General features: G+C 66.5%; 29 protein-coding genes and 2 pseudogenes. 8 read left to right on the top strand and 23 right to left on the bottom strand.

What is annotated here, in order from left to right; translation table 11 throughout:
- Positions 1–870, bottom strand: coding sequence for an MlaE family ABC transporter permease (locus B9D87_RS18775; RefSeq protein WP_007771749.1), 870 nt, complete (start codon positions 868–870; stop codon positions 1–3).
- Between the two features lie 298 nt (positions 871–1,168).
- Between B9D87_RS18775 and B9D87_RS18780 the strand changes: the two genes are divergently transcribed.
- Together B9D87_RS18780 and B9D87_RS18785 are read left to right on the top strand one after the other, a co-directional pair.
- Complete coding sequence (locus tag B9D87_RS18780; RefSeq protein ID WP_007771748.1) at positions 1,169–1,777, top strand: hypothetical protein; 609 nt, start codon at positions 1,169–1,171, stop codon at positions 1,775–1,777.
- Positions 1,768–2,505, top strand: a complete 738-nt coding sequence (locus B9D87_RS18785; protein WP_052002520.1) for an Rv1363c family protein — start codon at positions 1,768–1,770, stop codon at positions 2,503–2,505. Before B9D87_RS18780 ends, B9D87_RS18785 begins: the two co-directional genes overlap by 10 nt.
- Before the next feature lie 25 nt (positions 2,506–2,530).
- Here the strand turns inward: B9D87_RS18785 and B9D87_RS18790 are convergent, their stop codons facing one another.
- From B9D87_RS18790 to B9D87_RS18810, 5 genes are all read right to left on the bottom strand, one after another.
- The gene (locus B9D87_RS18790) at positions 2,531–3,487 is read right to left on the bottom strand and encodes a dipeptidase (RefSeq protein ID WP_007771746.1); all 957 of its coding nucleotides are present in this window, start codon (positions 3,485–3,487) and stop codon (positions 2,531–2,533) included.
- The gene (locus B9D87_RS18795) at positions 3,484–4,056 is read right to left on the bottom strand and encodes an arsinothricin resistance N-acetyltransferase ArsN1 family B (protein ID WP_007771745.1); all 573 of its coding nucleotides are present in this window, start codon (positions 4,054–4,056) and stop codon (positions 3,484–3,486) included. The genes B9D87_RS18790 and B9D87_RS18795 overlap by 4 nt, the downstream gene beginning before the upstream one ends.
- Positions 4,057–4,098: 42 nt before the next feature.
- Complete coding sequence (locus tag B9D87_RS18800; RefSeq protein ID WP_007771744.1) at positions 4,099–4,536, bottom strand: SgcJ/EcaC family oxidoreductase; 438 nt, start codon at positions 4,534–4,536, stop codon at positions 4,099–4,101.
- A gap of 35 nt (positions 4,537–4,571) precedes the next feature.
- On the bottom strand, positions 4,572–5,231 hold the full coding sequence (locus tag B9D87_RS18805) for an esterase (protein WP_367648960.1): 660 nt from the start codon (positions 5,229–5,231) through the stop codon (positions 4,572–4,574).
- A gap of 100 nt (positions 5,232–5,331) precedes the next feature.
- Complete coding sequence (locus B9D87_RS18810) at positions 5,332–6,333, bottom strand: DMT family transporter (protein WP_085382821.1); 1,002 nt, start codon at positions 6,331–6,333, stop codon at positions 5,332–5,334.
- Positions 6,334–6,503: 170 nt separating this feature from the next.
- Between B9D87_RS18810 and B9D87_RS18815 the strand changes: the two genes are divergently transcribed.
- A complete protein-coding gene (locus tag B9D87_RS18815) occupies positions 6,504–7,355 on the top strand; it encodes a LysR family transcriptional regulator (protein WP_007771741.1) in 852 nt (283 codons plus the stop codon).
- A 9-nt stretch (positions 7,356–7,364) separates the two neighbouring features.
- Here the strand turns inward: B9D87_RS18815 and B9D87_RS18820 are convergent, their stop codons facing one another.
- Positions 7,365–7,718 carry a UBP-type zinc finger domain-containing protein gene (locus tag B9D87_RS18820; RefSeq protein ID WP_040630514.1) on the bottom strand — a complete coding sequence of 118 codons (354 nt, stop codon included), beginning with the start codon at positions 7,716–7,718 and terminating at the stop codon, positions 7,365–7,367.
- A 163-nt stretch (positions 7,719–7,881) separates the two neighbouring features.
- Here B9D87_RS18820 and B9D87_RS18825 point away from each other — a divergent pair, with 163 nt between their 5' ends.
- Positions 7,882–8,220: a nitroreductase/quinone reductase family protein gene (locus B9D87_RS18825; RefSeq protein ID WP_007771739.1), complete on the top strand. Its 339-nt coding sequence runs from the start codon at positions 7,882–7,884 to the stop codon at positions 8,218–8,220.
- 114 nt (positions 8,221–8,334) lie between these two features.
- Complete coding sequence (locus B9D87_RS18830; RefSeq protein ID WP_007771738.1) at positions 8,335–9,210, top strand: alpha/beta fold hydrolase; 876 nt, start codon at positions 8,335–8,337, stop codon at positions 9,208–9,210.
- Positions 9,211–9,235: 25 nt separating this feature from the next.
- Here the strand turns inward: B9D87_RS18830 and B9D87_RS18835 are convergent, their stop codons facing one another.
- From B9D87_RS18835 to B9D87_RS18840, 3 genes are all read right to left on the bottom strand, one after another.
- A complete protein-coding gene (locus B9D87_RS18835; protein WP_007771737.1) occupies positions 9,236–9,913 on the bottom strand; it encodes a Crp/Fnr family transcriptional regulator in 678 nt (225 codons plus the stop codon).
- Positions 9,914–10,069: 156 nt separating this feature from the next.
- A complete protein-coding gene (locus tag B9D87_RS27080; protein ID WP_157373221.1) occupies positions 10,070–10,240 on the bottom strand; it encodes a hypothetical protein in 171 nt (56 codons plus the stop codon).
- 78 nt (positions 10,241–10,318) lie between these two features.
- Positions 10,319–11,752 carry an FAD-dependent oxidoreductase gene (locus B9D87_RS18840; protein ID WP_007771735.1) on the bottom strand — a complete coding sequence of 478 codons (1,434 nt, stop codon included), beginning with the start codon at positions 11,750–11,752 and terminating at the stop codon, positions 10,319–10,321.
- A gap of 241 nt (positions 11,753–11,993) precedes the next feature.
- Between B9D87_RS18840 and B9D87_RS18845 the strand changes: the two genes are divergently transcribed.
- Entirely contained in the window at positions 11,994–12,638 is a 645-nt protein-coding gene (locus B9D87_RS18845) for a DUF5134 domain-containing protein (protein WP_040630682.1), read from the top strand.
- Positions 12,639–12,643: 5 nt separating this feature from the next.
- On the opposite strand, the pseudogene B9D87_RS18850 reads toward B9D87_RS18845, so the two are convergent.
- The 3 genes and pseudogenes from B9D87_RS18850 to B9D87_RS18860 all read right to left on the bottom strand — a co-directional run bounded on the left by B9D87_RS18850 (position 12,644) and on the right by B9D87_RS18860 (position 14,235).
- Positions 12,644–13,383: pseudogene (locus B9D87_RS18850) on the bottom strand (SDR family NAD(P)-dependent oxidoreductase).
- 11 nt (positions 13,384–13,394) lie between these two features.
- Positions 13,395–13,721, bottom strand: a complete 327-nt coding sequence (locus B9D87_RS18855; RefSeq protein WP_238553450.1) for a hypothetical protein — start codon at positions 13,719–13,721, stop codon at positions 13,395–13,397.
- A gap of 40 nt (positions 13,722–13,761) precedes the next feature.
- A complete protein-coding gene (locus tag B9D87_RS18860; protein ID WP_007771732.1) occupies positions 13,762–14,235 on the bottom strand; it encodes a GtrA family protein in 474 nt (157 codons plus the stop codon).
- A 115-nt stretch (positions 14,236–14,350) separates the two neighbouring features.
- Between B9D87_RS18860 and B9D87_RS18865 the strand changes: the two genes are divergently transcribed.
- Both B9D87_RS18865 and B9D87_RS18870 read left to right on the top strand, forming a co-directional pair.
- Positions 14,351–14,722 carry a hypothetical protein gene (locus tag B9D87_RS18865; protein ID WP_007771731.1) on the top strand — a complete coding sequence of 124 codons (372 nt, stop codon included), beginning with the start codon at positions 14,351–14,353 and terminating at the stop codon, positions 14,720–14,722.
- Positions 14,723–14,820: 98 nt separating this feature from the next.
- Positions 14,821–15,852 (top strand): fused (3R)-hydroxyacyl-ACP dehydratase subunits HadA/HadB, encoded by a 1,032-nt coding sequence (locus B9D87_RS18870; protein WP_007771729.1) that lies wholly within the window; start codon positions 14,821–14,823, stop codon positions 15,850–15,852.
- Between the two features lie 38 nt (positions 15,853–15,890).
- On the opposite strand, the gene B9D87_RS26880 is transcribed toward B9D87_RS18870, so the two are convergent.
- The 10 genes and pseudogenes from B9D87_RS26880 to B9D87_RS18920 all read right to left on the bottom strand — a co-directional run bounded on the left by B9D87_RS26880 (position 15,891) and on the right by B9D87_RS18920 (position 25,899).
- Complete coding sequence (locus B9D87_RS26880) at positions 15,891–16,112, bottom strand: hypothetical protein (RefSeq protein ID WP_148664707.1); 222 nt, start codon at positions 16,110–16,112, stop codon at positions 15,891–15,893.
- Between the two features lie 533 nt (positions 16,113–16,645).
- On the bottom strand, positions 16,646–17,068 hold the full coding sequence (locus B9D87_RS18875; RefSeq protein WP_040630678.1) for an Hsp20/alpha crystallin family protein: 423 nt from the start codon (positions 17,066–17,068) through the stop codon (positions 16,646–16,648).
- Positions 17,069–17,284: 216 nt separating this feature from the next.
- Positions 17,285–18,661, bottom strand: coding sequence for a replicative DNA helicase (gene dnaB, locus B9D87_RS18880; RefSeq protein ID WP_007771724.1), 1,377 nt, complete (start codon positions 18,659–18,661; stop codon positions 17,285–17,287).
- Between the two features lie 531 nt (positions 18,662–19,192).
- Positions 19,193–19,651, bottom strand: coding sequence for a 50S ribosomal protein L9 (rplI, locus tag B9D87_RS18890; RefSeq protein WP_007771723.1), 459 nt, complete (start codon positions 19,649–19,651; stop codon positions 19,193–19,195).
- Positions 19,652–19,681: 30 nt separating this feature from the next.
- Positions 19,682–19,936, bottom strand: coding sequence for a 30S ribosomal protein S18 (rpsR, locus tag B9D87_RS18895; RefSeq protein ID WP_003874730.1), 255 nt, complete (start codon positions 19,934–19,936; stop codon positions 19,682–19,684).
- A gap of 41 nt (positions 19,937–19,977) precedes the next feature.
- Positions 19,978–20,499: a single-stranded DNA-binding protein gene (locus B9D87_RS18900; RefSeq protein ID WP_007771722.1), complete on the bottom strand. Its 522-nt coding sequence runs from the start codon at positions 20,497–20,499 to the stop codon at positions 19,978–19,980.
- A 126-nt stretch (positions 20,500–20,625) separates the two neighbouring features.
- Positions 20,626–20,916, bottom strand: a complete 291-nt coding sequence (rpsF, locus tag B9D87_RS18905; protein WP_007771721.1) for a 30S ribosomal protein S6 — start codon at positions 20,914–20,916, stop codon at positions 20,626–20,628.
- A 134-nt stretch (positions 20,917–21,050) separates the two neighbouring features.
- Positions 21,051–21,692 carry a DJ-1/PfpI family protein gene (locus B9D87_RS18910; protein WP_007771713.1) on the bottom strand — a complete coding sequence of 214 codons (642 nt, stop codon included), beginning with the start codon at positions 21,690–21,692 and terminating at the stop codon, positions 21,051–21,053.
- Positions 21,693–21,800: 108 nt separating this feature from the next.
- Entirely contained in the window at positions 21,801–23,459 is a 1,659-nt protein-coding gene (locus tag B9D87_RS18915) for a glycosyltransferase family 87 protein (protein WP_007771712.1), read from the bottom strand.
- Positions 23,456–25,899, bottom strand: a pseudogene (locus B9D87_RS18920) (transglycosylase domain-containing protein). The gene B9D87_RS18915 and the pseudogene B9D87_RS18920 overlap by 4 nt, the downstream one beginning before the upstream one ends.
- Positions 25,900–26,007: the final 108 nt, after the last annotated feature.

A 26,007-nucleotide genomic window follows, 5' to 3' on the forward strand; every position in this document is an offset into this window, starting at 1 on the left:
TCACAGCCCCGTCCTGGGGTACAGCGCGTTGTACAGCTCGCTGATTCCGACGTTGACGATCATCAACACCAGGATCGACTCCACCACTGCGGCGTTCACCGAGTTCGCGACTCCCGCCGGGCCGCCCTTGGTGAATAGCCCTTTCTGGCAGGCGATTACCGCCACGATCGCGCCGTAGATCACGGCTTTGAGCAGCGCGACGACCATGTCCTCCGTGGTGGCGAACGACGAGAACGTCGCCACGAAGCTTCCCGGGGCGCCGCGCTGGAAATAGACATTGAAGAGGTAGCTGGCCAAAAACCCTACGAAGCAGGTGATTCCGGTCAGGGCGACACCAACCATGACGGCCGCGGCGAAGCGGGGCACCACCAAACGGCGAATCACCGAGACTCCCATGACCTCCATGGCGTCGGTCTCCTCGCGCATGGTGCGGGAGCCGAGATCGGCGGTGATGGCCGAGCCGACGGCGGATGCCATGAGAACCGCGGCCACCAGCGAGGCGGCCTGCCGGATCACCGCGAGTCCACTGGCCGCCCCGGCGAGCGACGTAGCGCCGACCTGGTTGGCCAGCAGGGCGAACTGAATCGACAGCGTCACCCCGATCGGCAGCGCCACCAACACCGTCGGCAGCACCGCCGTGGCGGCCATGAACGCTCCCTGGCGGATGAACTCCGCCCACTGGAACCGCCCGGTGAACAGGTCGACCATGCAGTACTCGATGGTGCGTATCGCGAGGATGTACTGCTCGCCGAGGGTGTTGAGGGACGCCAGGGGGTGCCGCACGACGTATCCGGCGGACCACTCTTGGATAGTGGCCACATTGTCGGGCGCCCGGTCGTCGTTGAGCGCGCGGTCGTCCTGCGCGGTCATCCCCGGACGCGCCCCAAGGTCAGCTGTGCCCCCACGGGCGGTTATGTTAACGGCTACTCAGACTTTGCGGAAGATCCGAACTTTCCGATGGGGGCGATCCTGCCGGCGTTCAGGGGTCTACGCGTACGTAATGACTGGTGGTCATTGCACTATCCACCTGGTGACAGCCCCTTGACGCGTTGCCGACTTCGCGAGAAGATCGCCTACCTGGACTCGGATGTTAATAGCGATTTTGCGATGCGATTGGTGGTTCGGTATTCGGCGACCGCGGGATATCGTACTTATCGGGGAAGAGCGGATGAATCTGACGAGGTTGCGACGGGCGGGTAGCGGCCTGGCGTGCGCCGGGCCGGCGCTCGCGGTCGCGATCGTGCTCGCCGGCCCAGCCACCGCCGACCCGGGTCAGCCCCCGCCACCGTTGCCGGTGTTCACGCCGGCGCCCACCGATTGGTCACCGAACTTCGACATCTGGCCGTACAACACCTTCACGGGACGCGTGACACCGGAGATGGTCGGTGGAATGTCGGACTCCTGCCAATGGTTCAAATCGCAATTCGATCCGCTGATGGGCCAGATCAACGACTTCAACCGGTACCTCGGCGACCAGCATGACGACTATTCCGCCGGTGGCGTGCAGGGCGACGCCCACGCCGTGGTCGCCAATGTCGACCAGTCGACGGCCTTTCTGGCACCTCGGGTGAAGCCGCTGATCATCACCAATCAGCCCGACAACTTTGGACCGTACTCACCGGTGTACGGCGGTGAATCGATGACCCACTTGGCATTTCAACTGTCGCGGATCAGCGACAGCATCAAGAGAAAGGATCCGTCAGGAGTCACCCACGCGAACATCGTCTCGGCCACCGGCTGGGCGAACGCGCTACGCGACTCCGGCGCATGCAACTGATGAACTCTCGCCCATCGCTATCAACAGTCGGCAACCCGGCAACATGGCTGGTGAATCGCTTTCGCGCCGCCGCGGAGTCGATCGGAGATGAGGTGCCGCGCCCGCCGGCCCCCGCAACGACGGAAGCCGACGAGGCCCCTGCCGACGAAGTACCAGCCGATACGGCGCCAGACGACGACGCGGCAGACGACGGGGCGCCGGACGAGGGCGAGGACGTCGGCGACGATGCGCACCCCGATGTCCGAAAGGAACGCCGCGGCAACGTCGTTCACTGGGCGGCGATCGCGGTGCTGGCCGCGGTGCTTGCCGGTGCCGGCTATGAGGGCTGGCTGGTGTTTCAGCATCACCAGAAGGACGTTGCCGCGGCGCAGGCGCTCGACGCCGCAAAGAAGTACATCACCACGTTGACCAGTGTCGACACCAATGCGATCGACAAGAACTTCGCCGACGTCCTCGACGGTTCGACCGGTGAATTCAAGGACATGTACACCAAATCCAGTGCGCAGCTGCGGCAGACGCTTATCGACAACAAGGCGGCGGCGCACGGCAGTGTGATCGACGCCGCAGTCCAGTCCGCCACCGGAGACAAGGTGGACGTCGTCCTGTTCGTCGATCAGTCGGTGAGCAACGGGGCCGCGCCGGCACCGCAGCTGGACCGTAGCCGGGTCAAGATGACCATGGAAAAGGTGGACGGTCGCTGGCTGGCCAGCAGGGTCGAACTGCCCTGAAGCCGTTGTGCCACAGGCGGCGCGTTCAGCGGCGCCAGGCCCTCCGGGCCACCCGATGGAAGTTCCCGCCCAGCACCGCGTTGATGTCGCGGGCGCTCCACCCCCTGCTGCGGAGGTGCTCGCCGAGTGCCAGGAAGGTCTCCGGGGGCATCCACCGGATGGGGCCCCAGCGGGTGTAGCTGTCGTCGAACAGGTGTGGATTGCGCTCCAGCTCGTCGATGAAGTCGGCGGCATCGAACGAGAAGTCGGTGCTGACGCCGACGTGCTCAACGCCGATGAGGTCCACCGCGTATTCCAGATGACGCGTCATCGCCTCCAGCGTGGGCGTGTTGGGTCCCAGGAAGATACCGACTCCGGTGATGCCGACGACACCACCGGTTTCCGCGCAGGCCCGCGCCTGGTCATCGGTGATGTTGCGCGGGTGATCCCAGAGCGCACGCATGCACGAATGACTGTAAATGACTGGGCCGGTCGATACCTCGCACATATCCAGACCGGTGCGGGCGCTGCAATGGGAGCCGTCCGGGACGACGCCGGCGGCGTTCAGCTCGGCAACGACCGCGCGGCCCCATGCGGTCAGGCCGCCATCGGTGTGGTCGAGGCAACCGCTGCCGGCGCGGTTCGCGTTGTTATAGGTCGGCAACAGGGTGCGCACACCGAGGTCGGCCAGCCTTCGCACATTCGCGAGGTCGTCGTCCAACGGCCGTGAATCCTCCAGGTCGAACACCACCGCTATGCGGCCCGCTCGCGCCGCCGCGTCCACATCGTCGATAGTGGCGACCAGTTCGAGATCGGGACGGCCATCGATCGCCGCCCGGTAGTGGCGCAGCAGCGCCACGGCGTCGTCGAAGGCGTGGGGTGAGTATCCCGCGTTGACGGAAAGCAAAGTCCCGGCGCGGCGTTGGTAACGAAGCAACGGGTCGACCTCGGCGTCGGCCTTGAGTGGCAGACACGTGTGCTGGTCCCAGAGCACCGCGGTCATCGTCCGCTATCGGTGTATGCCGCGAGCGCGGTGGCGAGGGCCTGATCGGGCAGCCGCGACCAGGGCACCGGCTCGGGCGGGTCCGGGGTCGGGTCGGCCAGCCGCCGATGCCACCAGCCGACATCCCACCAGGTGTCGTGCTTGAACCCCACGCCGGAAAAGACGCCGACCGGTGTGAAACCCAACGCCTCGTGCAGCCCCACGCTGGCGGGATTGGGCAGCGCGATACCCGCATAGGCGTTGATGTAGCCCTGCGCGACAAGCACATTGAACAACGCGGTGTAGAGCCGGCGGCCGTGGCCTTGGCGGTGGATCGATTCGTCCAGGTACAGCGACACATCGGCAGACCAGCGGTAAGCGTCGCGCTCCCGGTGCGGGCTCGCGTAGGCGAATCCCTTGACGCGCTCGTCATCGGTGACCACCAGCCACGGCATCCGCGCGAGCGTTGTGGTGATCCTGGACCGCATCTCCTCGGCATCGGGCGGCGCCGCCTCGAAGGAGATCGCCGTATCGCGCACATACGGTACGTAGATTTCCGCCACCGCATCGGCATCCCGCGGTGTCGCCATTCGCGCCCTCATGACGACCCAACGCTAGTCGGGCGGCGACGATCAGGAAAATAATTTAGCGATAACCGCTTCAGAGACCCGCCGGTGGGTGGTGTTCTGCGAGGCGGCGAGCTGCCAGCGGCCGTCTGTGCGAACGGCGACGCTGGTGTTCACGCGGGTGCCGCGCCCATGACGCCGTCGCGCCCCTTTGCTCACCGACGCATTCGCGTGGACCAGCGCGACATCGGTGGTGAGAAATCGGACCTCGGTGATGTCGATCAGCAGCCGTGTTCCCTTGAGGAGCCGCCGGAACAGTGGAACATACGCGGCCGTGATGGCGTCGCGGCCCGTGTGATGGGTGCCCAGAAAGGTGATGTAGTCGGCGTCGGCGGTGAAGACGCTGGCGTAGGCAGCCGGATCGCCTGCGGCCCAACCCTTTACCTGCTGATCGACGAGCGCACGAATGGCTTCTTCGTCGGCTCGCTGGTCGCCGTTTGTCATGGTGCCTCCCGGAGTTGCACCACTATAGCGGCCGGCTACGCGATGTCGGGGCTGATCATCGAAGCGACCGTGCCGCGCGGAACCGATACCTGGGTGGCCTCCATAGCCGGCTGCAGCGCGTTTTGATCGAAGAAGAACACGATCGCGTCATTGGTGATCGCGAAGCTCTGGTAGTTCGCCGGCTGGAGTCCGGTGGCTGGTGGAATCGACACTGCCGCCCGATAGCGGTCGGCCAGTGCCTTCTGCACGATCGGCAGGATGACCTGCAGCGGTTGGGTTCCCGGGCGGAACAAGGAATCGAAGGTGATCGGCTGCTGATTGGCCAGGTTGTAGTTGAAGGACTTGTACCAGACCAACGGGTGCGCGGCCCCGAGGTTCTGATAGACCTCGGTGACCACGGACTGGGTGCCCGTCGGTTGCGGGCCGGAGCTGTATCGCGTGCCGGTGACCTTCAGCGCCGTCGGCGATTTCAACGTATTCAGCGGTCCACGGGCGTTGCGGAAATCGTCGTCGACCTTGGTCAGATACCCGATCATCGCCTGCTCATCGGGATAGTTCGCCGGAAACACCATGCTGATGTCCGACAATGGCGCCGAGGCATCGAAGTGGCACATTTGATTCGCGTCGACGCTGGCCGCACTGCACAATTGCGCGTCCGCACGTGCCGCCGCAGGGCAGCTGAATGCGGCCGCCATAGCAAGGACCGCCACCGTCCCCGCTGCCCACCGTGATCCGATACGCCGCCCGTTGTCCGAGTTCACCACGCCTCCGTCGAATATTCCGCAGGCTGCATTGTCACAGATTGGCTGCGGCGGATGAGCGGATGGTGGACAAGCCTATTGGCAGGACCTCCCGGCCGGAGATGGGTGGCACCTCATCGCGGCGCGTCCTGCAGCTCGACCTGCGGCAGTGCGGCGACGGGCGCGCTCGGCCCGCGGCCCGGCGCCGCCCGGACGCCCGGGTGTTGATCCAGCATGCGAGTCCGCCCAGCACCAGCCCGATCGCAATGCCCTCGTCGGGACGTTGACCCAGGATGATCCACGACAGCACTCCTGCCACCGCGGGAATGACGGCGAACAGCATCGCGACCGCCGTCGCGCCGTGGGTGTTGATGGCCCGCACGTAGAGGCTCACCGCCAGCGTGGCATTCAGCAGCACCATGCCGCTGACCGCGATCGCCGCTTTGATGCCGTCGTGCACCGTGAACGGCGTGACCGCTGCGAGTGCCAGCGCAGGTATCAACCCAACGGCGTTCTGCAGCGCACTCATCGCCCGGAAGTCGACTCCCGTGCAGAACCGCTGTTGATAGACGCCGCCCGCCGAAAGCCCTAGCAGCCCAACGACAAGCAACACGATGACCGGGTCTTCGCCACGGGTGCTCAGCAGCCGGTGCGAGGAGGCGGCCAGCACGGCGGCGACGCCGAACACCAGCGCGATCACGCGAAGCGGTCCGAGCGGTTCCCGAAGAAACGTCGCGGCCAGGATCGCGGTCGCCACCGGGTTCATCGCGATCACCACGGCGCACAGCACCGCCGGCGCTCCGAGCTCAACGGCCTCGTACAGGCAGCAGAACTGCACGCCCTGGATCAGCAGGCCGGTTACCAGGACGTGACCGAATTGCGCGCCCCGCGGCCAGGAGGCCCTGGCCAGCAGCGACCAGATCGCCAAAATCATTGCGGCCAAACCGAACCGCAGCACCAGCGCCGCCATCGGCGTCATCGCCGTTACCGCCAGCGTGCCGATCGGATACCCGAGCGCGTAAAAGAACGTGACCGCCGCGGCGGTGGTCGCAGGCATGCGCGGCAAAGACATGCCACCCATGTTCGCGTGATCGACCGGCGCAGTCCAACGATTATTGGCGATCACGATTGATCGCTCGAACTTATCGGTGTTGTTACCAGGTACGATGATCCGGACCCATCAGCAGAATGATTGATTACTCACACTGATCGGATTACAGTGCGGCTATGGCCCAGGTGCTCGACATCGCGCCGCTGCGCAGCCTCGTCGCCGTCGCGGACTGCGGTGGGTTCCACCGCGCCGCCGCCGCTCTACACCTGAGCCAATCCGCAGTGAGCCAGCATCTGCGCCGGATCGAAGCCGTGGTCGGCGAACCGATAGTGCAACGCTCGGGGCGCGGGGTCGTCTTCACCGAGGTCGGCCAGAAGGCACTGCGCCACGCCCGCACGATATTGGCCGCGCACGACACCGCGCTCAACGACCTGGGCGCGACCGAGCACAAGGTCCTGACCATCGGCGCCACCGAACACGGCGCCGATGTGATGCTGGCCGGCCTGTCCCGGGAGTTGCGTGAGCGACTCCCCGACCTGCGGGTGCGCTTCCGGCTCGACCGCAACGTGTCGCTGGCCGACTCGATCGATCGCGGTTTGGTCGATCTGGCCATCATGCTCGATGGAGCGGGTCTGGATCGCGCTAACGCGTCGGGATTGGTCCGGTTGCAATGGGTTTCGGCGCGCACGTTGACGGCCTCGCCGCGAGAACCGCTGCCGCTGGTCATCTTCGCCGAGCCGTGCACGTTGCGCGAGCCGGCCTTCGCGATTCTGGAGAGCCACCACATCGAGTACGAGATCGCCGCCGAATGCGGCGACCTGTCCGGCCTCTACGCGGCCGTGCGGTCGGGGCTCGGCGTGGCCCTGCTGCCGATGATCGGCAAGTTCCCTGACGGGCTCAGCCCGGCCGAGGGATTGCCGTGCGCCAACAGCGCCTCGATACTGGTGCGCGGTCGGACCGGCATCGACCCCGACCTGCTGGGCACCGTCGACAGTGCGGTGCGCGACTTACTGGCCGCCGCAACCTGATTCGGTGCCTCAGCCGTCTCGATTGCGGAGCAGCTCGAACCAGTTATGTGGCACCCGTCCGCGTGGACCGGGGACCGATTGGTCCTCGGGCCGGCACTCGGGCGGTGTCAACTCCGGGCCGTCGTAGTAGTCGTTGTCTTCGTAGTTCCAGAACCAGTCCTCGCCGGGTTCGAACGACCGGATGATCGGATGCCCGGTCTGCTTCCAATGCTTGGTCGCGTGACGAGACAGCGAGTCGTCGCAGCAGCCGATGTGCCCGCAAGCGGCGCAGCGCCGCAGGTGCACCCACCAACCACCGATCTCATCGCACTCGACGCAACCCATGCCGCTGGGCGGTACCGAAGGGTCGACAGGAGCAGACATCAGCGCCCTCTTCCTCGCTTATCGCAACCGCTGGAGCATCTGCGCGGGATGCTACCTGCATGCGTGGCGGGGCGACATCGCGTCGAATTCCAACGGTCGACTACTCGCCGGCATTTGCTGCGATACTTCTAGCGTGAGTCCCAACAACCTTGGCCGCCTCCTGATGCGAGCCGCGCCTGTTTTCAATGCGCCGATAGCGGCGCTGGCCAACTCGCGCCGCCTCGGCCGGCTGATCAATCGCAACATCACGATGCTGACCTACGCGGGTCGGCGCTCCGGACGTACATACAGCATCCCGGTGGCCTACCGCCGTTCGGGCGGCGACATCGTCATCAGCGTCAACATGCCCGACGCGAAGACGTGGTGGCGAAACTTCCTGGACGGCGGCGGGCCTCTGACGCTGCGGCTTGACGAGGTCGAGCGCGCCGGACACGCCGTCGCCACGCGCGACGAAAAGGGAGCGGTCACCGTCACGGTGCGGCTGGCCGACGCGAATTCGTGACTTCCCCACTTCCCGGCCAGGCAGCCCGCTCCCGCCCGCGTCGAGCGAAAGCTGAATCAGCACACAGTGTTTGAACCCTCAGGAGGTCGGAAACTGTTCTCCCGCTCGCGCCAGGTGCCGACTACACCGTCCTGGTTCACCACAGCGCTCGATCAAAAGCCGGACCACTGCGACGTCGACGTCGACGGTTGCCGCATACACCTGCGCGTCTGGGGCGACGCCGACCAGCCTCCGGTGGTGCTCGTCCACGGCGGCGGGGCGCATTCAGGGTGGTGGGATCACGTCGCGCCGTTCTTCTCCGGCACCCATCGGGTGATCGCACCGGATCTGTCCGGGCATGGCGACAGCCAAGCCCGTGGCAGCTACGACCTGCGCACCTGGGCAACCGAAGTGATGGCGGCAGCGGCGGCCGCGGGACCCGGCGGGCGGCCGACGATCGTCGGCCACAGCATGGGGGGCTGGGTCGTGTCCACGGCGGCGATGCATTACAGCCAGCAGATCAACAGCATGCTGGTGATCGACTCGCCGTTATGGGAGCGTGCGCCGGAGGAAGGACGACTCCGTCGGCGCAATCACAAGCTCTACCGGACGAAAGATGAGATCCTGGCCCGCTTTACGGCCGTGCCCTCGCAGGAGTTGATCCTGCCCTACGTCCGGCAGCACATCGCGGCGGACTCGGTCCGCAAGACCAGCGAAGGGTGGATCTGGAAGTTCGACCCGGCGATCTTCGGCGGCGAGCTTGTCGAGCCGACACCGTCCGATGAGGAATCGCTCGAGACCATGATGACCGCGATACGTTGCCGCGTGGGGTATTTGCGCTGCGAAGCCGGACTGGTGCCCCCCGAGATGGCCGAGCGGATCCGGTCCATGCTGCAGTTGCGTGGCCCCTTCGTGGAGTTGGCCCTGGCCGGCCACCATCCCATGCTGGACCAACCGCTCGCTCTGGTGGCGACCTTGCGGACCCTGCTGGAGTTCTGGTCGATCACCTAGGGTGCGAACGCGGCCGTGCGCGCCGCTAAGCCCTTGCGCGACGGGCCAACTTCGCGGGCTGATCGATGATGAGGGCCTTGCCCTGCTGCCGGATCCATCCGCGTTGGACGAAGTCCGACAGCGCTTTGTTGACCGTTTCGCGCGAGGACCCCACCAGCTGCGCGAGTTCCTTCTGGGTAAGGTGATGCTCGACCAGCACCGAGCCCCCGTTGCTGGTGCCGAATCGCATTGCCAGATCGAGGATTTGCTTGGCCACCCGGGCGGGGACGTCGGTAAAGATCAGGTCGCACAACGTGTTGTTGGTGTGCCGGAGGCGGCGCGCCAACACGCGTAGCAGCTGCTCAGCGATTTCGGGGCGTTCGGTGATCCAGGTGCGCAACGCGGGCCGGTCCATCCGCACGGCTTCCACTTCGGTCAGGGTGATCACCGTCGACGTCCGCGGGCCGGGATCGAAGAGCGCCAGCTCACCGAACACGTCCCCGGGGCCCAGCACCGCGAAAACGGTTTCGCGGCCATCGGTTGTCTGATGGCGGATCTTCACCGAGCCGGACAAGATGACGTAGAGGTCGTCGCCCAACTCGCCCTCGACGAAGACGGTGCGCCTGCGCGGGAACGACACGTGCTGCAGGTGCCGAGCCAACGCATCGACCGCGTCGGGAGCGATCCCCTGGAAGATGCCGGCCCGCGCCAATACCTCGTTCACGCCGCCCCTTTCAACGCGTTTCGCACGGCGTTGCGCGCACTAGGCGCTGCTCCGGTCGGGGGCGTCTTGGCTCGCAGGTCCAGACTTTACACCAGGGCGAGGTTCCGTAATGTCGCAGGCCGGGCCCGCCGCGTGGACGACAGGCCGGTGAGCCCCTCAGGCGGCCGGCGTGGTCACGGTCGACGCGACGGTCACCTCGGAGTACAGGTTCCCGCAGGCGTCGCAACACACCTGATACTCGAGCTTGTCGTCGTCGCGCTCAAGAAACCGGTACTGCGCCCACGCCATGCACCGCGGGCACCGTGCACGACCGTGCTCGATTGCCATTCGCCAACCCCTTAACTCGCCACAGACACACTGGAAATACCCAATGCGGAGCGGGGCTAACCATCGGGCCGTCGGCGCCTAGTAGTTCAGCCCCGAAAACATGACGCGGCCGGGATCGTATTTCTGGCGTACAGCGCTCAGCCGGGACAGGTTCGGGCCGAAGTAGCGTGACGGCGGCTGGTCGGCCTCGATGTAGTTCACGTATCCGCCGACCGAATACTGTTGCACCGCTTGGTGTGCCGTGTTGAGCCAGCTGGTTGCGGCCGCGGGATCGCCCGTCTCCACATACCACTGCACCAGCGCCGACTGCCGCCGCCATGGAAAGGCGGTGGCGCCGGGTGCCACGGTGGCGAGGGCGCCGTCCATGGCGTGCATGATGGCCAGCATTCGGCCGGCGCCGCGGGGAAAGGCATTGACCGCCGCGGCGATGCCCTGCGCCACCCCCGCGTTGACCGTGGCGAAGACGTCGGAGCCACCGACGTACCCGAGCGGTGACGGGTTGAGGTTGCCGACGGCCAGATAATTCACCAGGTCCATGTAGTTGAAGGTGTGGTTCTCGGTGCTCGACGGCTGCAACCCCACCGCCTGGGTGATCGCGGCGGCGGCGCTGTTACCCGACCCGGCGGGGCAGGTCGCCAGGATCCGGCAATGCACGCCCATCGGGTCGACGGTGGCGTCGGCCAGCGCCCAGCTGTCGCGGTCGGCGGTGCGGAGCCAGTTCTGCCAACCGACGAGGACCTGCGCGAAGGACTGCGGCGGGAAGTTGAGGTTGACGACGTCGACGTCCTTGGTGGGGAAGGTGGCGAAGGTCAGCGAGGTCGTCACACCGAAGTTACCGCCACCGCCGCCGCGCAGCGCCCAGAACAGGTCCGGATTGCTGGCGGCGGACGCGGTGACCGCCTGGCCATTGGGCAGCACCACCGACGCCGACGTCAACTGATCGCAGAGCAGGCCGGCATGCCGGGACTGGGCTCCCATGCCGCCGCCCAGCGCATGCCCCGCCGCACCCACCGACGGGCACGTACCGGTCGGGACGCCACGGCCGACCGCGGCCAGCGTCCGGTGCATCGTGTAGAGGCTCGTCGCCGGCGTCACCGTCACCTGTCCCGTGGCGGCGTCGTAATTGGCATCGCCGGGCAGTTGGCGCAGGTCCAGCACCATCGCGCCGTTGGCGGTCGACGCGCCGATGTAGGAGTGTCCGCCGCTGCGTGGGGCAACCTTGAGGTTGTGGGCGGCGGCGAAGGCCATCGCCTTCTGCACATCGGCCGCCGATGTCGGCGTGACGACCGCCGCGGGGGTCAGCCCGTTGTAGTTGGTGTTGAAAACCTGCTTGGCCCCGGCGAATTGGGGGCTGTCGGGTAGCAGCACCTTCCCGCCGAGGGCGCTGGATAGGCCCTCCCACCCGGTAGCCCTCGGATCGGCGGCGACCCGGGGTGCGCCGAGGACCGCGCCGGTGGCCAACGCTCCGACGGCGCCCCGCAGAAACGTCTGCCGCGAGAATTCACGCGCCATCGTCGGACTCCCGCGATTGCGTCATGCCCGAATTGTCAATCACGAGAAGCGGGGTGCCGCACGACGTGTCGGGGGGTGATCGAAACGTGCCCGAACCGTTACCGCACACCCGGCACGCAGCCTGGCTGCCGGTTCTCCGCGGACACCCCCCGAGTGTGGTTGGTTCAAATACCCCCTAGGGGTAGGGTGGCCCCATGCGTGCAACGGGAACAGCATTCGTCAGGCCACGATGTTGCATGCCCTGATCGGCGAACCGGCGCTGCGCTGGGCCGTCACCGCACTGTTCGGAGTGAGCGTCGCCATGTACGCCTACCTCGCTGTCGCACAACACGATCGATGGACGGCTCGGCTCACCCACCTGTTGCACCTGGTGATGTCAGTGGCGATGGTGTTGATGGTGTGGCGCGTTGAGCTCGACCTACCGGCAATCGGTCCCACGCTCTTTTTCCTACTGGCCGGTCTCTGGTGGGTGGGCGTTGCCGTATGGGCATCGTCGGCCTCCCGTCAGCGACTGAAGGCTTGCTACTACGCGGCGATGATGGTGGCGATGGCATGGATGTATGCGCTGATGAGCGGCGCCGTGCCGGGAGCCTCCACACGCCTGCACGCACAACCGCATTCGTCGGCCATGGCCATGCCCGGCATGGAGTTGCCGTCGCGCGACATGCCCTCGGCCACGGCCGGCTTCTCGTGGGTCGCCGCGGCGAACTGGGTCGGCGTGCTGGCGTTCGCCGCCGCGGCGCTGTATTGGTCGTACCGCTTCGTCGGCGAACGGCGGACGAAATGGGTCCCGCCCCCCGGGCGACTGGTGTGGTGGGAACCGCTGTATCAAGCGTCCACCGCCGCCGGCACCGCCCTCATGTTCGACGCGCTCGTCTGGTGGTAAGCGAGCTAACCGGCGCCCTTGCCGTTGTCCACGCGATAGACGACGCCGTGGATCGCGGCCGCGGCGTCGCTTGCCAAAAAAGCGATCACGTTGGCGACGTCGACGGGTTGCATCATGCCGCGCGGTGACGCCGTGCGCATGATCAGGTCGTAGTTGGGATCGTCTGGCGCACTGAACTGTTCGATCTGCGGCGTGAGCATGCCGCCGGGGCATACCGCGTTGACGCGCAACCGATCCGCGGTGTATTCCACGGCCAGCGCCCGGGTGAGGCCGATCAGGCCGTGCTTGGCGGCGCAGTAGCCGGCCGAATACGCCTGGCCCTCGACCCCGGCGATGGAGCTGACGTTGACGATGTTCCCGCCACGCTCCAGCAGCTGCGGCAGCGCCGCCCGGCACAGGTAGAACGGCCCATTGAGGTTGACCGCGTGTCTTGTTCCCAATCTTCGTCGGTCATCGACTCCGTCCGGCGCATCTGGTGGCGCCCCGCGACGTTCACGAGGATGTCCAGGCCGCCGAAGTCGCGAACGCACCGCTCGACGGCGTCCCGGCAGGCCTGCACCGATCCGATGTCGGTCGAGGCGAATCCGCCGCGTTCGATGCCGGCGAACACGTCGGTCAAGCGTTCGGTGTCACGGCCGATGCCGAAAACCGTTGCGCCCTCGCGGGAAAACAGCTTCGCCGTTTCGGCGCCCAGGCCCGAGGACGCTCCGGTCACCAACGCCACCTTGCCCTGCAGTGCAGCCATGCCAGTGCACTCTAATAGGGCCGCAACCGCACCACGCCGCCGCGTCGAACCTGGCGCGGCGCAACTACTCTCAGCCCGTATCTGGCGGCCATGCCCGGGGTGATGCGCTCGGTGCTGAAGCGCCGCTGGATCCGGCGCGCGGTGATCATCGCGAGCAGGTGGACCGCCTGCCTGCTCAGCGCGATCCGGCTCGTCCGTTTCTTCCAGCTCGGCGGGGTCGCGGCCGCGCGCCGTCCGAAGTAGTAGCCGATGCAGGCAGCTGTCGCGAGCGCGGCGAAGACCGCGATTACCGTCACGTGTCGAGCGTCCTTCGTCGCCGTCGCGAGAAGGTCACGCACGGGCCACACCTCGGACACCAAGGGCGGGCCGGCGCGCAGGTCAGCGGCGGAAGACCACCCATCGCAGCGCGCTGTACATGTACACCGCTTCACACGCGCCCGCCGCCAGCCGCGACAGCTGATACTGCACTCCAACGGCGGTCAGCGCCGTCGTCGCTGCGAGGATGAAGGCCAGGTAGTTGACGACGACCACCACGACATACGTCGCGACCTGCGGCCCGACGGGCGCGTGGGACCGGAAGTTGAATATGCGATTGAGCACGTAGCTGAGCGTGAATGCGCAGACGTAAGCAGCCGTGACCGCGACCGGCACCGGAAGGCCGAGCGCGCCGCGCAATCCCGTGAGGATCGTCAGATCAACGCCGAAGGTGAAGCCGTTGATCACGCAGAAGCCGACGAACGTCGGTGCGACGTATGCCCCGAGCCCGAACGGCAACCGCCCGACGAACGCCTCGCACCAGGCATGGAAGCGCCCGGCCAGGCGTGAGTGCCCGGTCGTCGGTTCCGCCCGCACCTGAGCACGGTGACATGGCCAGGTATCCACCACGTGATCAGCGGACCAACTGCGGTCAACGGTGCAGTCCTCGCCGGGGCGCTTTGGTCGCGCTCGAGACCCTACGATCTGGGCTGTGGACGAGATGCCTCAGTACACGGGGCCGATAGATCCCCGCAACCGCAATATCTTTGGCGCGTGCGTGTCGCTGGCCGGTTTGGCGGCGATGATGCTCGCGCTTCTGCTGTTGCTGATCGCCGAGAACAATCACGCGCTGGCGATCAAATTGGAAGCCGGGTTCTTCCCGCCGTTCTCCGAAGCAGCGGTGCAGTCGGCGCGCACCGAAATCGTCATCGCCGCCGCGTTGACAGTCTTGGCGACAGCTTCGGCGGTGACGGCCGTGATCTTTCGGTCGACCTTTGCCTGGCGGCTCATCGGCGGTCTCACCCTGCTAGCTCTGATCTTGGTCGGCCCGCTGCTATGGGTCTGCTACGACATGGCCTTTTGAAGTCGGCCGTCCCGGCCCCTCCGGTGGCCTGGTATCGGCACGTTAGTGTGCGTGGGTCGGCCTCCGTGAACAGGCCGACAGAAAAGTTGGGCAAATTCATGACAGCAGCAGCAGAAACGTCGGCGCTCGAATCGCGGGTCGGCCATTACTACCGCATCGAGGACACGTACCAGGTCGGTCGCGAGAAATTGCGCGAGTTCGCCCGTGCCGTGCAGGACTATCACCCCGCCCACTGGAAACTCGCCGCCGCCGCTGAACTGGGATATTCGGACCTGGTGGCTCCACTGACGTTCACGTCCGCCCCGGCTATGGCAGCCAACCGCCACCTCTTCGAGTCGGTGGTCATCGGCTACGAGATGTACCTGCAGACCGAGGAAGTCTTCGAGCAGCACCGCCCGATCGTGGCCGGCGACGAACTGCACATTGACGTCGAACTGTCATCGGTGCGCAGGATCGCCGGCAGAGACTTGATCACGGTGACCAATACATTCACCGACACCGCCGGCGAACGGGTGCACACCCTGCACACCACCGTCGTCGGCGTCACCGCCGAGGATGTCGATCCGGCGATCAGGACGGTCGCTCAGCAAGTGATGATGCACGACGTGAACCTCGCCGGAATCGACTACTCCGAAGCGGACTACCAGAAGACGATGCGCCCCGCGGACGAGGTGCGGATCGCCCATGGCGGCACGGCCCGCACCCCGGGGACACCGTCCTTCGATGACGTTAAGGTCGGCGACGAGTTACCGGTCCACCACGCCCGACTGTCGCGCGGCGACCTGGTGAACTACTCCGGGGTGGCCTGCGATGCCAACCCGCTGCATTGGGACGAGAACCTCGCCAAACTGGCGGGGCAGCCCGACGTGATCGCCCACGGCATGCTCACCATGGCGTTGGGTGCCGGATTCGGCTCCGCATGGTCGGGCGACCCCGGTGCGGTTACCCGCTACGCGGTGCGGCTGTCCCAGCCCGTGATCGTGTCGGCCACCGAGGGAGCCGACATCGAATACAGTGGCCGGATCAAGTCGCTGGACCCGGAAACCCGCACCGGAGTCGTGATCGTCGGCGCAAAGTCGGCTGGCCGCAAGATATTTGGCCTGGCGACGCTGAACCTCCGCTTCCGCTGAAGTCCATCATCGCGGCCGTGTCGACGGTTACGCGCCTACTAGGCGACGTGGTCACGGGCGTGGGGATATTCGTCCTCGAGCAGCGGAACCGACTGCTGTTGTTCTGCCCAGTCGGCTGGGTCGGCCTCTACCGGGCGAAAGTTGCGCAGCGCGCCCCAATGTCCAGCGCCGTTGTGGATGGCTTGCGTGATCACGGCTACCCCTTCCTTGCCCACTCGCGAATAGCGGTAACTAGCACCAGTTTTCAGCGTCGATGACACCGCGACAAGATTATGTGAGGGCGGGCCGCCCGCCCCGGAAACGAGTTGCCTGGCTGTGGCAGTGGCGCACCGCTTCCCCATCGGGATTCGGGTGGACGCCCACGGTGTTGCCCGGCCGGCGGACTGGCCCGTCATCCTCGTTGTAATGCCATCACCTGCCTTCCTCTAGGTAGTGTCGCCATCTTTCGCAGAGGGTTGCTTGCGGAGGGCTGCGTTGCACGGCACGCACTTCGGGCGCGGGCGCACGCCAAGGCTGCACAGATACCGCCCAGGACCGGCCAGGTGACCGGGGCAGGACCAGGGCGCAACCGGCCACTCTGCGCGATGCCGGCGGACGAAGCAGGCTCGCCGCCGCGTCGCACAAGATGGCGTCGACCTCAGCGATCAGCCCGGACAGCTCGGGGCCGTCGTCCAGCAAGAGCGCGACCGGCCGGACTTCGAAACCCTCGGTGGCGGTAGGGCCCGCCTCCGCTGTCCCGGTGCTGCAGTGCGTCGCCGCTAACCCGCGTTCTGTCAGCATCGGACCGGCCAACCTACGCGCTGATGGCGGCGTATTGCCTGTCCTCACGCTTGACCGCGATCTTGCGTGGCTTGGCTTTCTCGGCCACCGGGATGCGCAATCGCAAGACCCCGGCGTCGTAGGACGCATCGATGTGGTCGGTGTCGAGATTGTCGCCGAGCACCAACTGCCGGCTGAACACCCCACGCATCCGTTCGGTGGCCAGCATTTCCCGGCTCGAGTCGAAATCGGGGCGCTCTGCTCGCACCGTCACCACATTGCGCTCGATGTCGAGGTCCAGTGATTCTTCGTCGATTCCCGGCAGATCGAATTCGACGACGAACTGGTCGCCGTCGCGCCAGGCATCCATCGGCATCACCGCGGGACGCGCCGCGGTCCCTGACACCTGCTGAGTGAAGCGATCGAGGTCACGAAACGGATCGCTACGCACCAACATGGCCGTCACCTCCAACACTCCTATCTGTCTGTCTGTCCATCGATTATCTGTGCCCTGCGGCATATATTTTTATATAGCTCGGACGGCCGGACTTCGCAAGGGAGTTTTGAAAAATCTTCCGCCACAGCGTCATCGAGACGTTTCCGGCATGAAGCAACCGCGCGATAGATGCGGCCGGTCTGCTCGCGCTCCGGGACCTTAGGACAACAACCTACGTCAGCGCGCCATGTTGGTGAACCGCGACAGGTGCAGCTGGTGCGCGACCGTCACCGTCTTGGTGGGGCCGTTGCGGTGCTTGGCGAGAATGAAGTCCGCCTCTCCCCCGCGCGGGTCGTCGCGTTCGAACGCATCCGGCCGGTTCAGCAGGATCACCATGTCCGCGTCCTGCTCCAGCGATCCCGACTCACGAAGGTCCGACAGCATCGGCTTCTTGTCGGTGCGCTGCTCGGGACCGCGGTTCAGCTGGCTGATCGCGACGACGGGGACCTCGAGCTCCTTGGCCAACAGCTTGAGGTGACGCGAGAACTCGGACACCTCGAGCTGCCGCGACTCCACCTTCTTGCCCGACGACATCAGCTGCAGGTAGTCGACCACCACCAGACGCAGGTCGGATTTCTGCCGCAGCCGGCGCGCCTTGGCCCGGATCTCCATCATCGTCAGGTTCGGCGAGTCGTCGATATACAGTGGCGCCTCGCTGATTTCGCTCATCCGCCGCGCCAGCCGCGTCCAGTCTTCGTCGCTCATCCGACCGGACCGCATGTCGGCGAGCTTGATCTTCGCCTCCGCCGACAGCAGCCGCATGACGATCTCGGACTTGCTCATCTCCAGCGAGAAGATGACGCTCGCCATGCGGTGCTTGATCGAGCACGACCGCAAAAAATCTAATCCAAGCGTGCTTTTGCCCACTCCAGGACGAGCCGCCACGATGATCATCTGCCCGGCGTGCAGGCCGTTGGTCACCTCGTCGAGCTCGGTGAAACCGGTCGGCACGCCGCGCGCCACGCCGCCGTTGGAGGCGATGGCGTCGATCTCGTCCATGGTCGGCTGCAGCAGATCCTCAAGCGGAACGAAATCCTCCGACGTCCGGCGCTCGGCCACCTCGTAGATCTCGGCCTGCGCGCGGTCGACCACCTCGGCCACGTCGGCACCCTCGGCGCCCGCGTAGCCGTACTGCACGACGCGGGTTCCGGCCTCCACGAGGCGCCGCAGCAGCGCCTTCTCGGCCACGATGGTCGCGTAGTAGCTCGCGTTGGCCGCGGTCGGCACCGTGGAGATCAGCGTGTGTAGGTACGGCGCCCCGCCGATGCGGCGCAGCAGGTTGCGGCGGTCCAGCTCGGCGGCGACCGTTACCGCGTCGGCCGGCTCGCCACGGCCGTACAGGTCGAGGATCGCGTCGTAGACGTTCTGATGCGCGGGACGGTAGAAGTCGCCGGGCCGCAGCCGTTCCAGCACATCGGCGATGGCGTCCTTGCTCAACAGCATCCCGCCCAGCACCGCCTGTTCGGCCGCCAGGTCCTGCGGTGGCTGCCGGCCGAAGTCCTCGCTTGGCGGCGAGGAATCCATGCCCGACGCCAAGTCATCGACGACCGCCACGGATTCCCTCCTCCCCTGATTCACGCATCCGAACATACATTCGATAGTCCACATCGAGCGTAAGTCAAGGTGCTGACAATGTGCGCTCCAGAGCACCCGCACGCTCGGCGCCGGGACGACGTTAAACGTTGCTGGCTACTAGGCAAAGGGGGTGCTGTTTATGAAGCTGTGCATCGTGTGTGCATATCCGTCGACACCTGTGTTGAGCGGGGTGTGGAGAACCTGTGGATTAATGCAAAGGGCTAGGACATCAGTGCAGATACCGGCCATACAACGGCATGGAATTAGTGTGGACAAGAATATCTACGGCGTGTCGGGCGAGGTTACTGCGCCGGGCGTGTTGGCTTTCCGCCGTGTTTTCGCAGCGTTACGGGCCGGTAAAGCACCCTGCCGAAATGCCCCCCGGAAATAGTTCGCCAGGGAGGACGTCCGCGATGCTGGTCAGCGCGCCGCGGCCGCGTGCCCGCAGTACAACGAAGCCCGGCGGTGGCCGATGAGGCCACCGCCGGGAAACGAGCAAACGCGGGGTGCTTAGCTCTGCGCCACGACCTCGAGCGCGACCTCGACGTCGACCTCGGGGTGCAGGTGCACCGCCACCGGGTGCGTCCCGATGGCCTTGATGTGCGATTTCGGCAGGCGCACAATCCGCTTGTCCAGGTTGGGGCCGCCGGCCTTCTTGATGGCCGCGACGACATCGCTGGCGGTCACGGAGCCGAACAGCTTCCCGGAATCGGCCGCGGTCTTCACCGGCAGCGAGACCGGGCCGAGCGCCTCGATCGCCGTCTTGAGTTCGTTGGCGTGCCCGAGGTCGCGGACCGCCTTGGTTTCGCGGGCCCGGCGGATATCGTCGGCCTGCTTCTGCGCGCCGCGGGAGGCGAAGATCGCCAACCCGCGCGGGAGCAGAAAGTTGCGGCCGTAACCGTCCTTGACCTCGACCGTGTCGCCGACGGCACCAAGGTGGTCGACGTCAGCCGTCAGAATCAGCTTCATCGTTTCGTACTTTCGGTAGGCCTGCGGCGACTATCGCGCCGAGGAGGTAAAGGGCAGCAGCGCCACCTCGCGGGCGTTCTTCACCGCGATGGCGATGTCCCGCTGGTGCTGCACGCAATTGCCGGTCACGCGACGCGCACGGATCTTGCCGCGCTCGCTGATGTACGTACGCAGCAGCGCGGTGTCCTTGTAGTCGATCGCTTGATCCTTCTTGGCGCAGAAGACACACTTGCGTGCCTTGACCGGCTTTTCCGGAGCCGGCCGCCGCTTGTTGGACTTGGCCATGTCTGTTTTTCTTTCCGTTCTCTGTTACTGAAGTTTTTCAATCAGAAGGGGGGTTCGTCGTCCCCGCCGCCGAACGAGCCCGACGCGGGGGCACTGCCCCACGGGTCGTCCGCGGGTGCGCTGCTCGCCGGCGCCGACTGCTGGCGGGATCCGCCGCCGCCACCGCCGAAGCCGCCGCCGCCACCACCGCCACCGCTGCGGCTGGCCTTGTTCACCTTGGCCGTGGCATACCGCAGCGAAGGGCCGATCTCGTCGACCTCGACCTCGACGACGGTGCGCTTTTCACCTTCACGAGTCTCAAAAGAGCGTTGCTTGAGCCGGCCCGTGACGATCACACGGGCACCACGCGTGAGGCTTTCCGCGACGTTCTCGGCGGCCTCCCGCCAGATGTTGCACCGCAGGAACAGCGCCTCACCGTCTTTCCATTCCCCGCTCTGGCGGTCATAGATCCGCGGTGTCGACGCCACGGTGAAGTTCGCGACGGCGGCACCCGACGGGGTGAACCGCAATTCGGGGTCGGCGGTCAGGTTTCCAACAACGGTGATAGTGGTGTCACCAGCCACAGTTTCCTCCTCGTTCCGACCTGTTCCTCGCCGCTCGGGTGATGGATGTCATGAGCGTACTTTCGCTGAGCTCTCCACAGCCTAGGCAGGTGCGCCGACGAGAAGCACGCGACGCAGCCAAGGCTGTTAGTGCTTGTCGGTGCGCATCACCTTGGTGCGCAGTACCGACTCGTTGAGGCTCAGCTGGCGGTCGAGCTCGGATACCGTCGCCGGCTCGGCCTTCAGGTCGACGACGACGTAGATGCCTTCGGCGTGCTTGGCGATCTCGTAGGCCAGGCGGCGCCGGCCCCAGATGTCGACCTTGTCGACCGATCCACCATCCTTGCGGACGACGTTGAGGAACGTCTCCAAGGACGGGGCAACAGTGCGCTCGTCGAGCGTGGGGTCAAGAATGACCATGATTTCGTATGGACGCATGGAAACCTCACCACCTCCTCTGGTCTCAAGCGGCCACGGACGTTCCGTGGCAGGAGGGTCGCCTGCGTCGGCAACCGCATCAGGCTACCGGATTGCGGGCTGACCAGAAAAATCCGGCCGGTCGGGCAACGTCACTACTGCCGGGCCTCCAAGTATTCGTGGGCCCTCGCCACCGTTGCGGCATCGGATTTGGCGAGCGCGCCCGAGTCGAAGGGCGGCTGCGGGTCGTATTCGATGAGCAGCTGAGCGGCCTGCGCGGCCTCCCGGTCGACGAGCAACTCCACCAGACGCAGCGCCATGTCGATGCCGCTGGACACCCCGGCGGCCGTGATAATCCGCTGCGGCAGGTGTTCGACGACTCGCTCCGGCACATAGCGGGCGCCCAAGCCGTTGAGGAGATCGGCGGCCCGCCAGTGGGTGGTGGCGGTGAGCCCGTCCAGCAGACCGGCCGCGGCCAGCAGCAGGGCACCCGTGCACACCGAGGTGGTGAACGTCGTATTGGGATGGACCGCTTGCAGCCACGCCCGGATGGCCTCGTCGTGAACGAGCTGGCGGGTGCCGATGCCGCCGGGGAACACCACCACATCGGGCGCATCCACCTCGTCGAAGGTGGCATCGCAGCTGACACCGAGCATTCCGTTCTCCGTCCGCACCTCACCGCGCCGGTGTCCGACGAACACGACGTCCATCGACGGAATGCGCTGCAGCACGTCATAAGGACCCACCGCGTCGAGTGCGGTGAACCGCGGGAAGATCGGGATGGCCACCCGCGTCATGGCGCCACTCCTTCGATCCCGGCCGCACCGGCATCATCGTCGTCGGCGCGCGTCATGGCGCCACTCCTTCGATCCCGGCCGCACCGGCATCATCGTCGCCGGCGCGCGTCATGGCGCCACTCCACTGGCCACCGCGGGTCGCTCCTCGGCGCCGGGGGAATCCGGGACGCTCGAGCGGCGCGAACCAACCGGCCGCAGCCAGTCCGGCAGCCACGCAGGTGGCGCATCGGGTGCGCGGTCAAACGGTCCGCCCGCCGGGTCGTCCACCCGGCCACCCCAGCGCACCAGATCCTCGCCGGGCCGATAGATTTGACGAATCACCAACGCGCACAACACGATAACCGCGATATCCCGCAGCAACACGGTGGTGGTGAAGAACTGTTCTGGCAGCGAACGGTTGGGGTTGCCGTACAGGTAATACATCCGCGGCACCCACACCAGTGCGTCGACGGTCATCCACGCCAGCAGTAGCCGGCGATGCGGCAGTGCGAGCACCGCCAGCGGCACCAGCCACAGCGAGAACTGCGGGCTCCACACCTTGTTGGTCAGCAGGAAAGCGGCGACCACCAAAAACAGCAGCTGCGCCACCCGTGGTCGCTGCGGGGCGGTCAGCACGATGAAAGCGATTGCCGCACAAGACGCCACGAACAGCACCGCGACGACGGTGTTGAGCACCGTCGGCGGCTGCCAGAACCCGAGCTTGGGGTCGAACCCCCGCCAACCGGTGAACGATTTGATGACGTTGTACACCGAGTCCATGTCATCGCCGCGACGCGTGTTGAGCCGGAAGAACTCCGACCAGCCGCGCGGAAAGAACACCAGCACGGGCAGATTCACCAGCAGCCAGGTCACCCCGGCCGCCACCGCGGTCCGCACCCACGCGCGTAGACGTCCGGTCCGGATTCCCAGCAACAGCATCGGGCCCAGGAACAGCAACGGATACAGCTTCGCCGCGGCACCCAAGCCGATCAGCACGCCGGCCAGCACCGGTTTTCGTCGCGCCCAGGTCAGGAGCCCGGCCATCGCGAAAGCCGTTGCCAGCGCGTCGAAGTTGGTGAAGATCTGAAAGATCAGTATCGGGGAGCCGGCCACCAGTGCCGCATCCCAGATCCGTCGCCCGGCCAGGCCGGCGCTCGCCCAGACGGTGGCCAGCCAGGCCAGCGCCAGCCCGAACGCGGCAATGTCGAAGAACATCACCACCTCGGCGACCACCGGAAGCGGCGCCAGCTTGCTCAGCGCCGTGTAGGTCTTGGCCAGCGCCATCGACACGTACTGGTAGACCCCGGTCAGCACCGGATACTCCATGTAGCGCACCGCGGGCTGGCCGTCGTACCGGATCTGCTGGGCGCCGCTCGAGTCGGTCTCGACCCAGCTCGACTTGTAGGGAAACTTGCCCTGGCTCAACAACTCTGCGCTGTACAGCGGCACGGTGTCGGAGTAGCACAGCTCGTAATAGGCGCGCTGGTTGTCCCAGTTGGCAACCCGCTGGTCGGCGGCCCCGGTGCCGGTGCTCTGCAGACAGGCCGCCTTCGTCGACCAGCCGAGCGCCAGGAACACCAGCGCGATCAGGAACATCACCCGCAACGGGGTCATCAGCCGGGAGCGGCCGATCAACGCGTGCCGGCCGACCGGTCCCCCGACCACGTCGGCGAGCGCGGCGCCCAGGAAGTCGTTGCGGCTCGGGCAATCTCGGTTGTCGGCGCTGCGCAGGTCCGCTGCGAGCCGCTGCGGTGAGGTGGTGGCGCCGTGCTCCGCGGCTTCGGTCACGGTGGCGGTGGCGGTGCTTGGGGTCCACCCGGCGGGACGCCACCACCCGGGGGGCCGCCAGGCGGGCCGCCCGGCTCCGGGCCACCCGGCGGGCCGCCGGGTCCCGGTGGCGCCATCGTGATCGTCGTGGGCGGACCGACCGGAATGGTGATCCCCGGTGCCACTTCGATGGTGGGCTGGATGACGGTCTCCGACGGCGGCGGGGGCGGCGGGGGTGCGACGGGCACGCCCGCGTAGCCGCCGATCTCGGTCGGCTTGGGGAAGGATTCGTTGGACGTGCCCTTGAGGGCCCCGTCCATGGTGGACTTCCAGATGTCCGACGGCAGCCCCGAGCCGTAAACCGGTCCGCCCGAAGCCGTCACCAGCGGGCTGTCGCCCTTGGCAGTGCCGACCCACACCGCCGTCGACAGCGACGGCGTGTAGCCGACCATCCAGGCGTCCTTGTTCGAGGTGGTGTCACCGAGCTGGGTGGTGCCGGTCTTGGCCGCCGACGGTCGGCCGCCGGCCAGGGCGTGGCCGCGTGAATAGGCGGCGATCGGGACCATCGCCGCGGTGGTGTTGTCGGCGACGGCCTTGGGGATGCGCTGCTCGGCCTTATTGTCGGAGTTGGCGGCGTCGAACAGAACCTGGCCGTCGGAGTTGACGACCTTTTGCACGAAGTGCGGGCGGTGATACATGCCGGAGGCGGCCAGCGTCGCGTACGCCGAAGCCATGTCGAACACCCGGGTTTGATACTGGCCCAGCACAACTCCGTTGTTCGGTGGTCCGCCCTTGCCGTCCTCGGACAGGGTGTGGGCGACACCGGGGAAGCTGGTGGCGACGCCGGCCTGGTGCGCCGCGTCGGCGACGGCCTGCGGGCCGCCCTTGAGCTTGAGCATCAGCCGGTAATAGGAGGTGTTCAGCGACATCTTGAGCGCCTGGGCGATGTTGCACGTGCCGCAACTCTCGCCCTCGACGTTGGTGATCTTGATGCCGTCGACCGTCAGGGGCGAGCTGTCCACCTGGTAGCCCAGGCCGATGCCCTGCTCGAGCGCGGCGATGAGGCAGAACACCTTGAACGACGACCCGGTCTGCAGGCCCGCCTGGGCGAAGTCGAAGCCGTTGGCGTCGGTGCCGCCGAAGTAGGCGCGGATGGCCCCGTCGTGCGGATCGACCGAGACAGCGGCCGCACGCATATCGGGGTCTTGGCCGTCGAGGTACTTCGACACCGCCTTCTCCGCCGCCTGCTGGGCCTTCGGGTCGATGGTGGTGGTGACTTGCAGGCCCTGGGTGTTCAGGGTCCGCTCGTCGATGTTGAACAGCTCCATCAGTTCTTTGGTCACCTGACGCTCGATCAGCCCGTTGGGCCCGGTCGTCTGGTTCTGCGCGCGCGCCTGGTCCGGCGGCACGGTCGGCGGGAACTCCTGCGCGGAACGGTCGCTCGGAGACAACGCCTTGGTCTCCACCATGCCGTCGAGCACCCACGCCCAGCGGGCACGGGCGCCCTGCGGATCGACCGCCGGGTCCAGTGAGGACGGCCGCCGGATCAGTGCGGCGAGCAGTGCACCCTCGGACACCGTGAGTTGCTCGACGGGCTTGTTGAAGTAAGCCTTGGCGGCCGCGGAAATCCCGTACGCGCCCCGGCCGAAGTAGATGATGTTCAGATAGGCCTGCAGCACATCGTCTTTCGACCACTCCCCCGACATCTTGGTGGCGATGACGAGTTCCTTGGCCTTGCGCATCAGGCCGCTGACTCCGTGCTGGGCCGAACCGACCAGCGCGTTCTTCACATACTGCTGGGTGATCGTCGACCCACCCTGCAGGTCACCGCTGCCGAAGAGGTTGTTGTTCACCGCGCGCACGAAACCGCTGAAATCGAACCCCGGGTTCGAATAGAAATTGCGGTCTTCGGCGGCGATGACCGCCTGGCGCACATGCACGGGAACTTGGTTGATGTTGACGTCGACCCGATTGCCCTCCGGCGGGATGATCTTGGCGATCTCCGAGCCGTCGCTGGCCAGGATCGTCGAAACCTGGTTGGTACGAAGGTCGCCCGGCTTGGGAATGTCGACGATGAAGTACGCCATCGCGAACGTGACGATCGGCAGCAGCACCAGGACGGCCGCGCAGAGGTAGGCCGCTCGCCGCACCCACAGCCAGTTGATCTGCTCGGTCCAGGCCCAGTCGCGCCAGGGCGGGACGGGCAGCCCGCCGGGTCCTCCCGGTCGCCCGGGAGGCCGTGGCGGAGGGGCGGCCCGCCCGGTGGACCGCCGCCGAGGCCGGCCCGCTCGCGACGGCCGGGCGCTGGACCCCGGCCGTCCAGTGCCGCCTTGACCTCGTCGAGCGCGTCGCGCCGCGTGGGCGTCGACGGGGGGCCGGCCAGCGCGGCTTTCACTTCCTCGATGGGGTCGGCGCGCCGGGGCGCCCCGCCGTCTTGGACCGGCGGCAGGATCGTCGTCAGCCGATCGTCGGGCGGGGCCGTACGGCGGCGGTTGATCGTCGGCGGCGCCTCCCGGCGTTCCGGGCGTCGACGATCGGCGTCCGGACGGTCGGGCTCCGGGCGCTTGTC

It is taken from the genome of Mycobacterium colombiense CECT 3035 (genome assembly GCF_002105755.1).
Lineage (GTDB): Bacteria > Actinomycetota > Actinomycetes > Mycobacteriales > Mycobacteriaceae > Mycobacterium > Mycobacterium colombiense.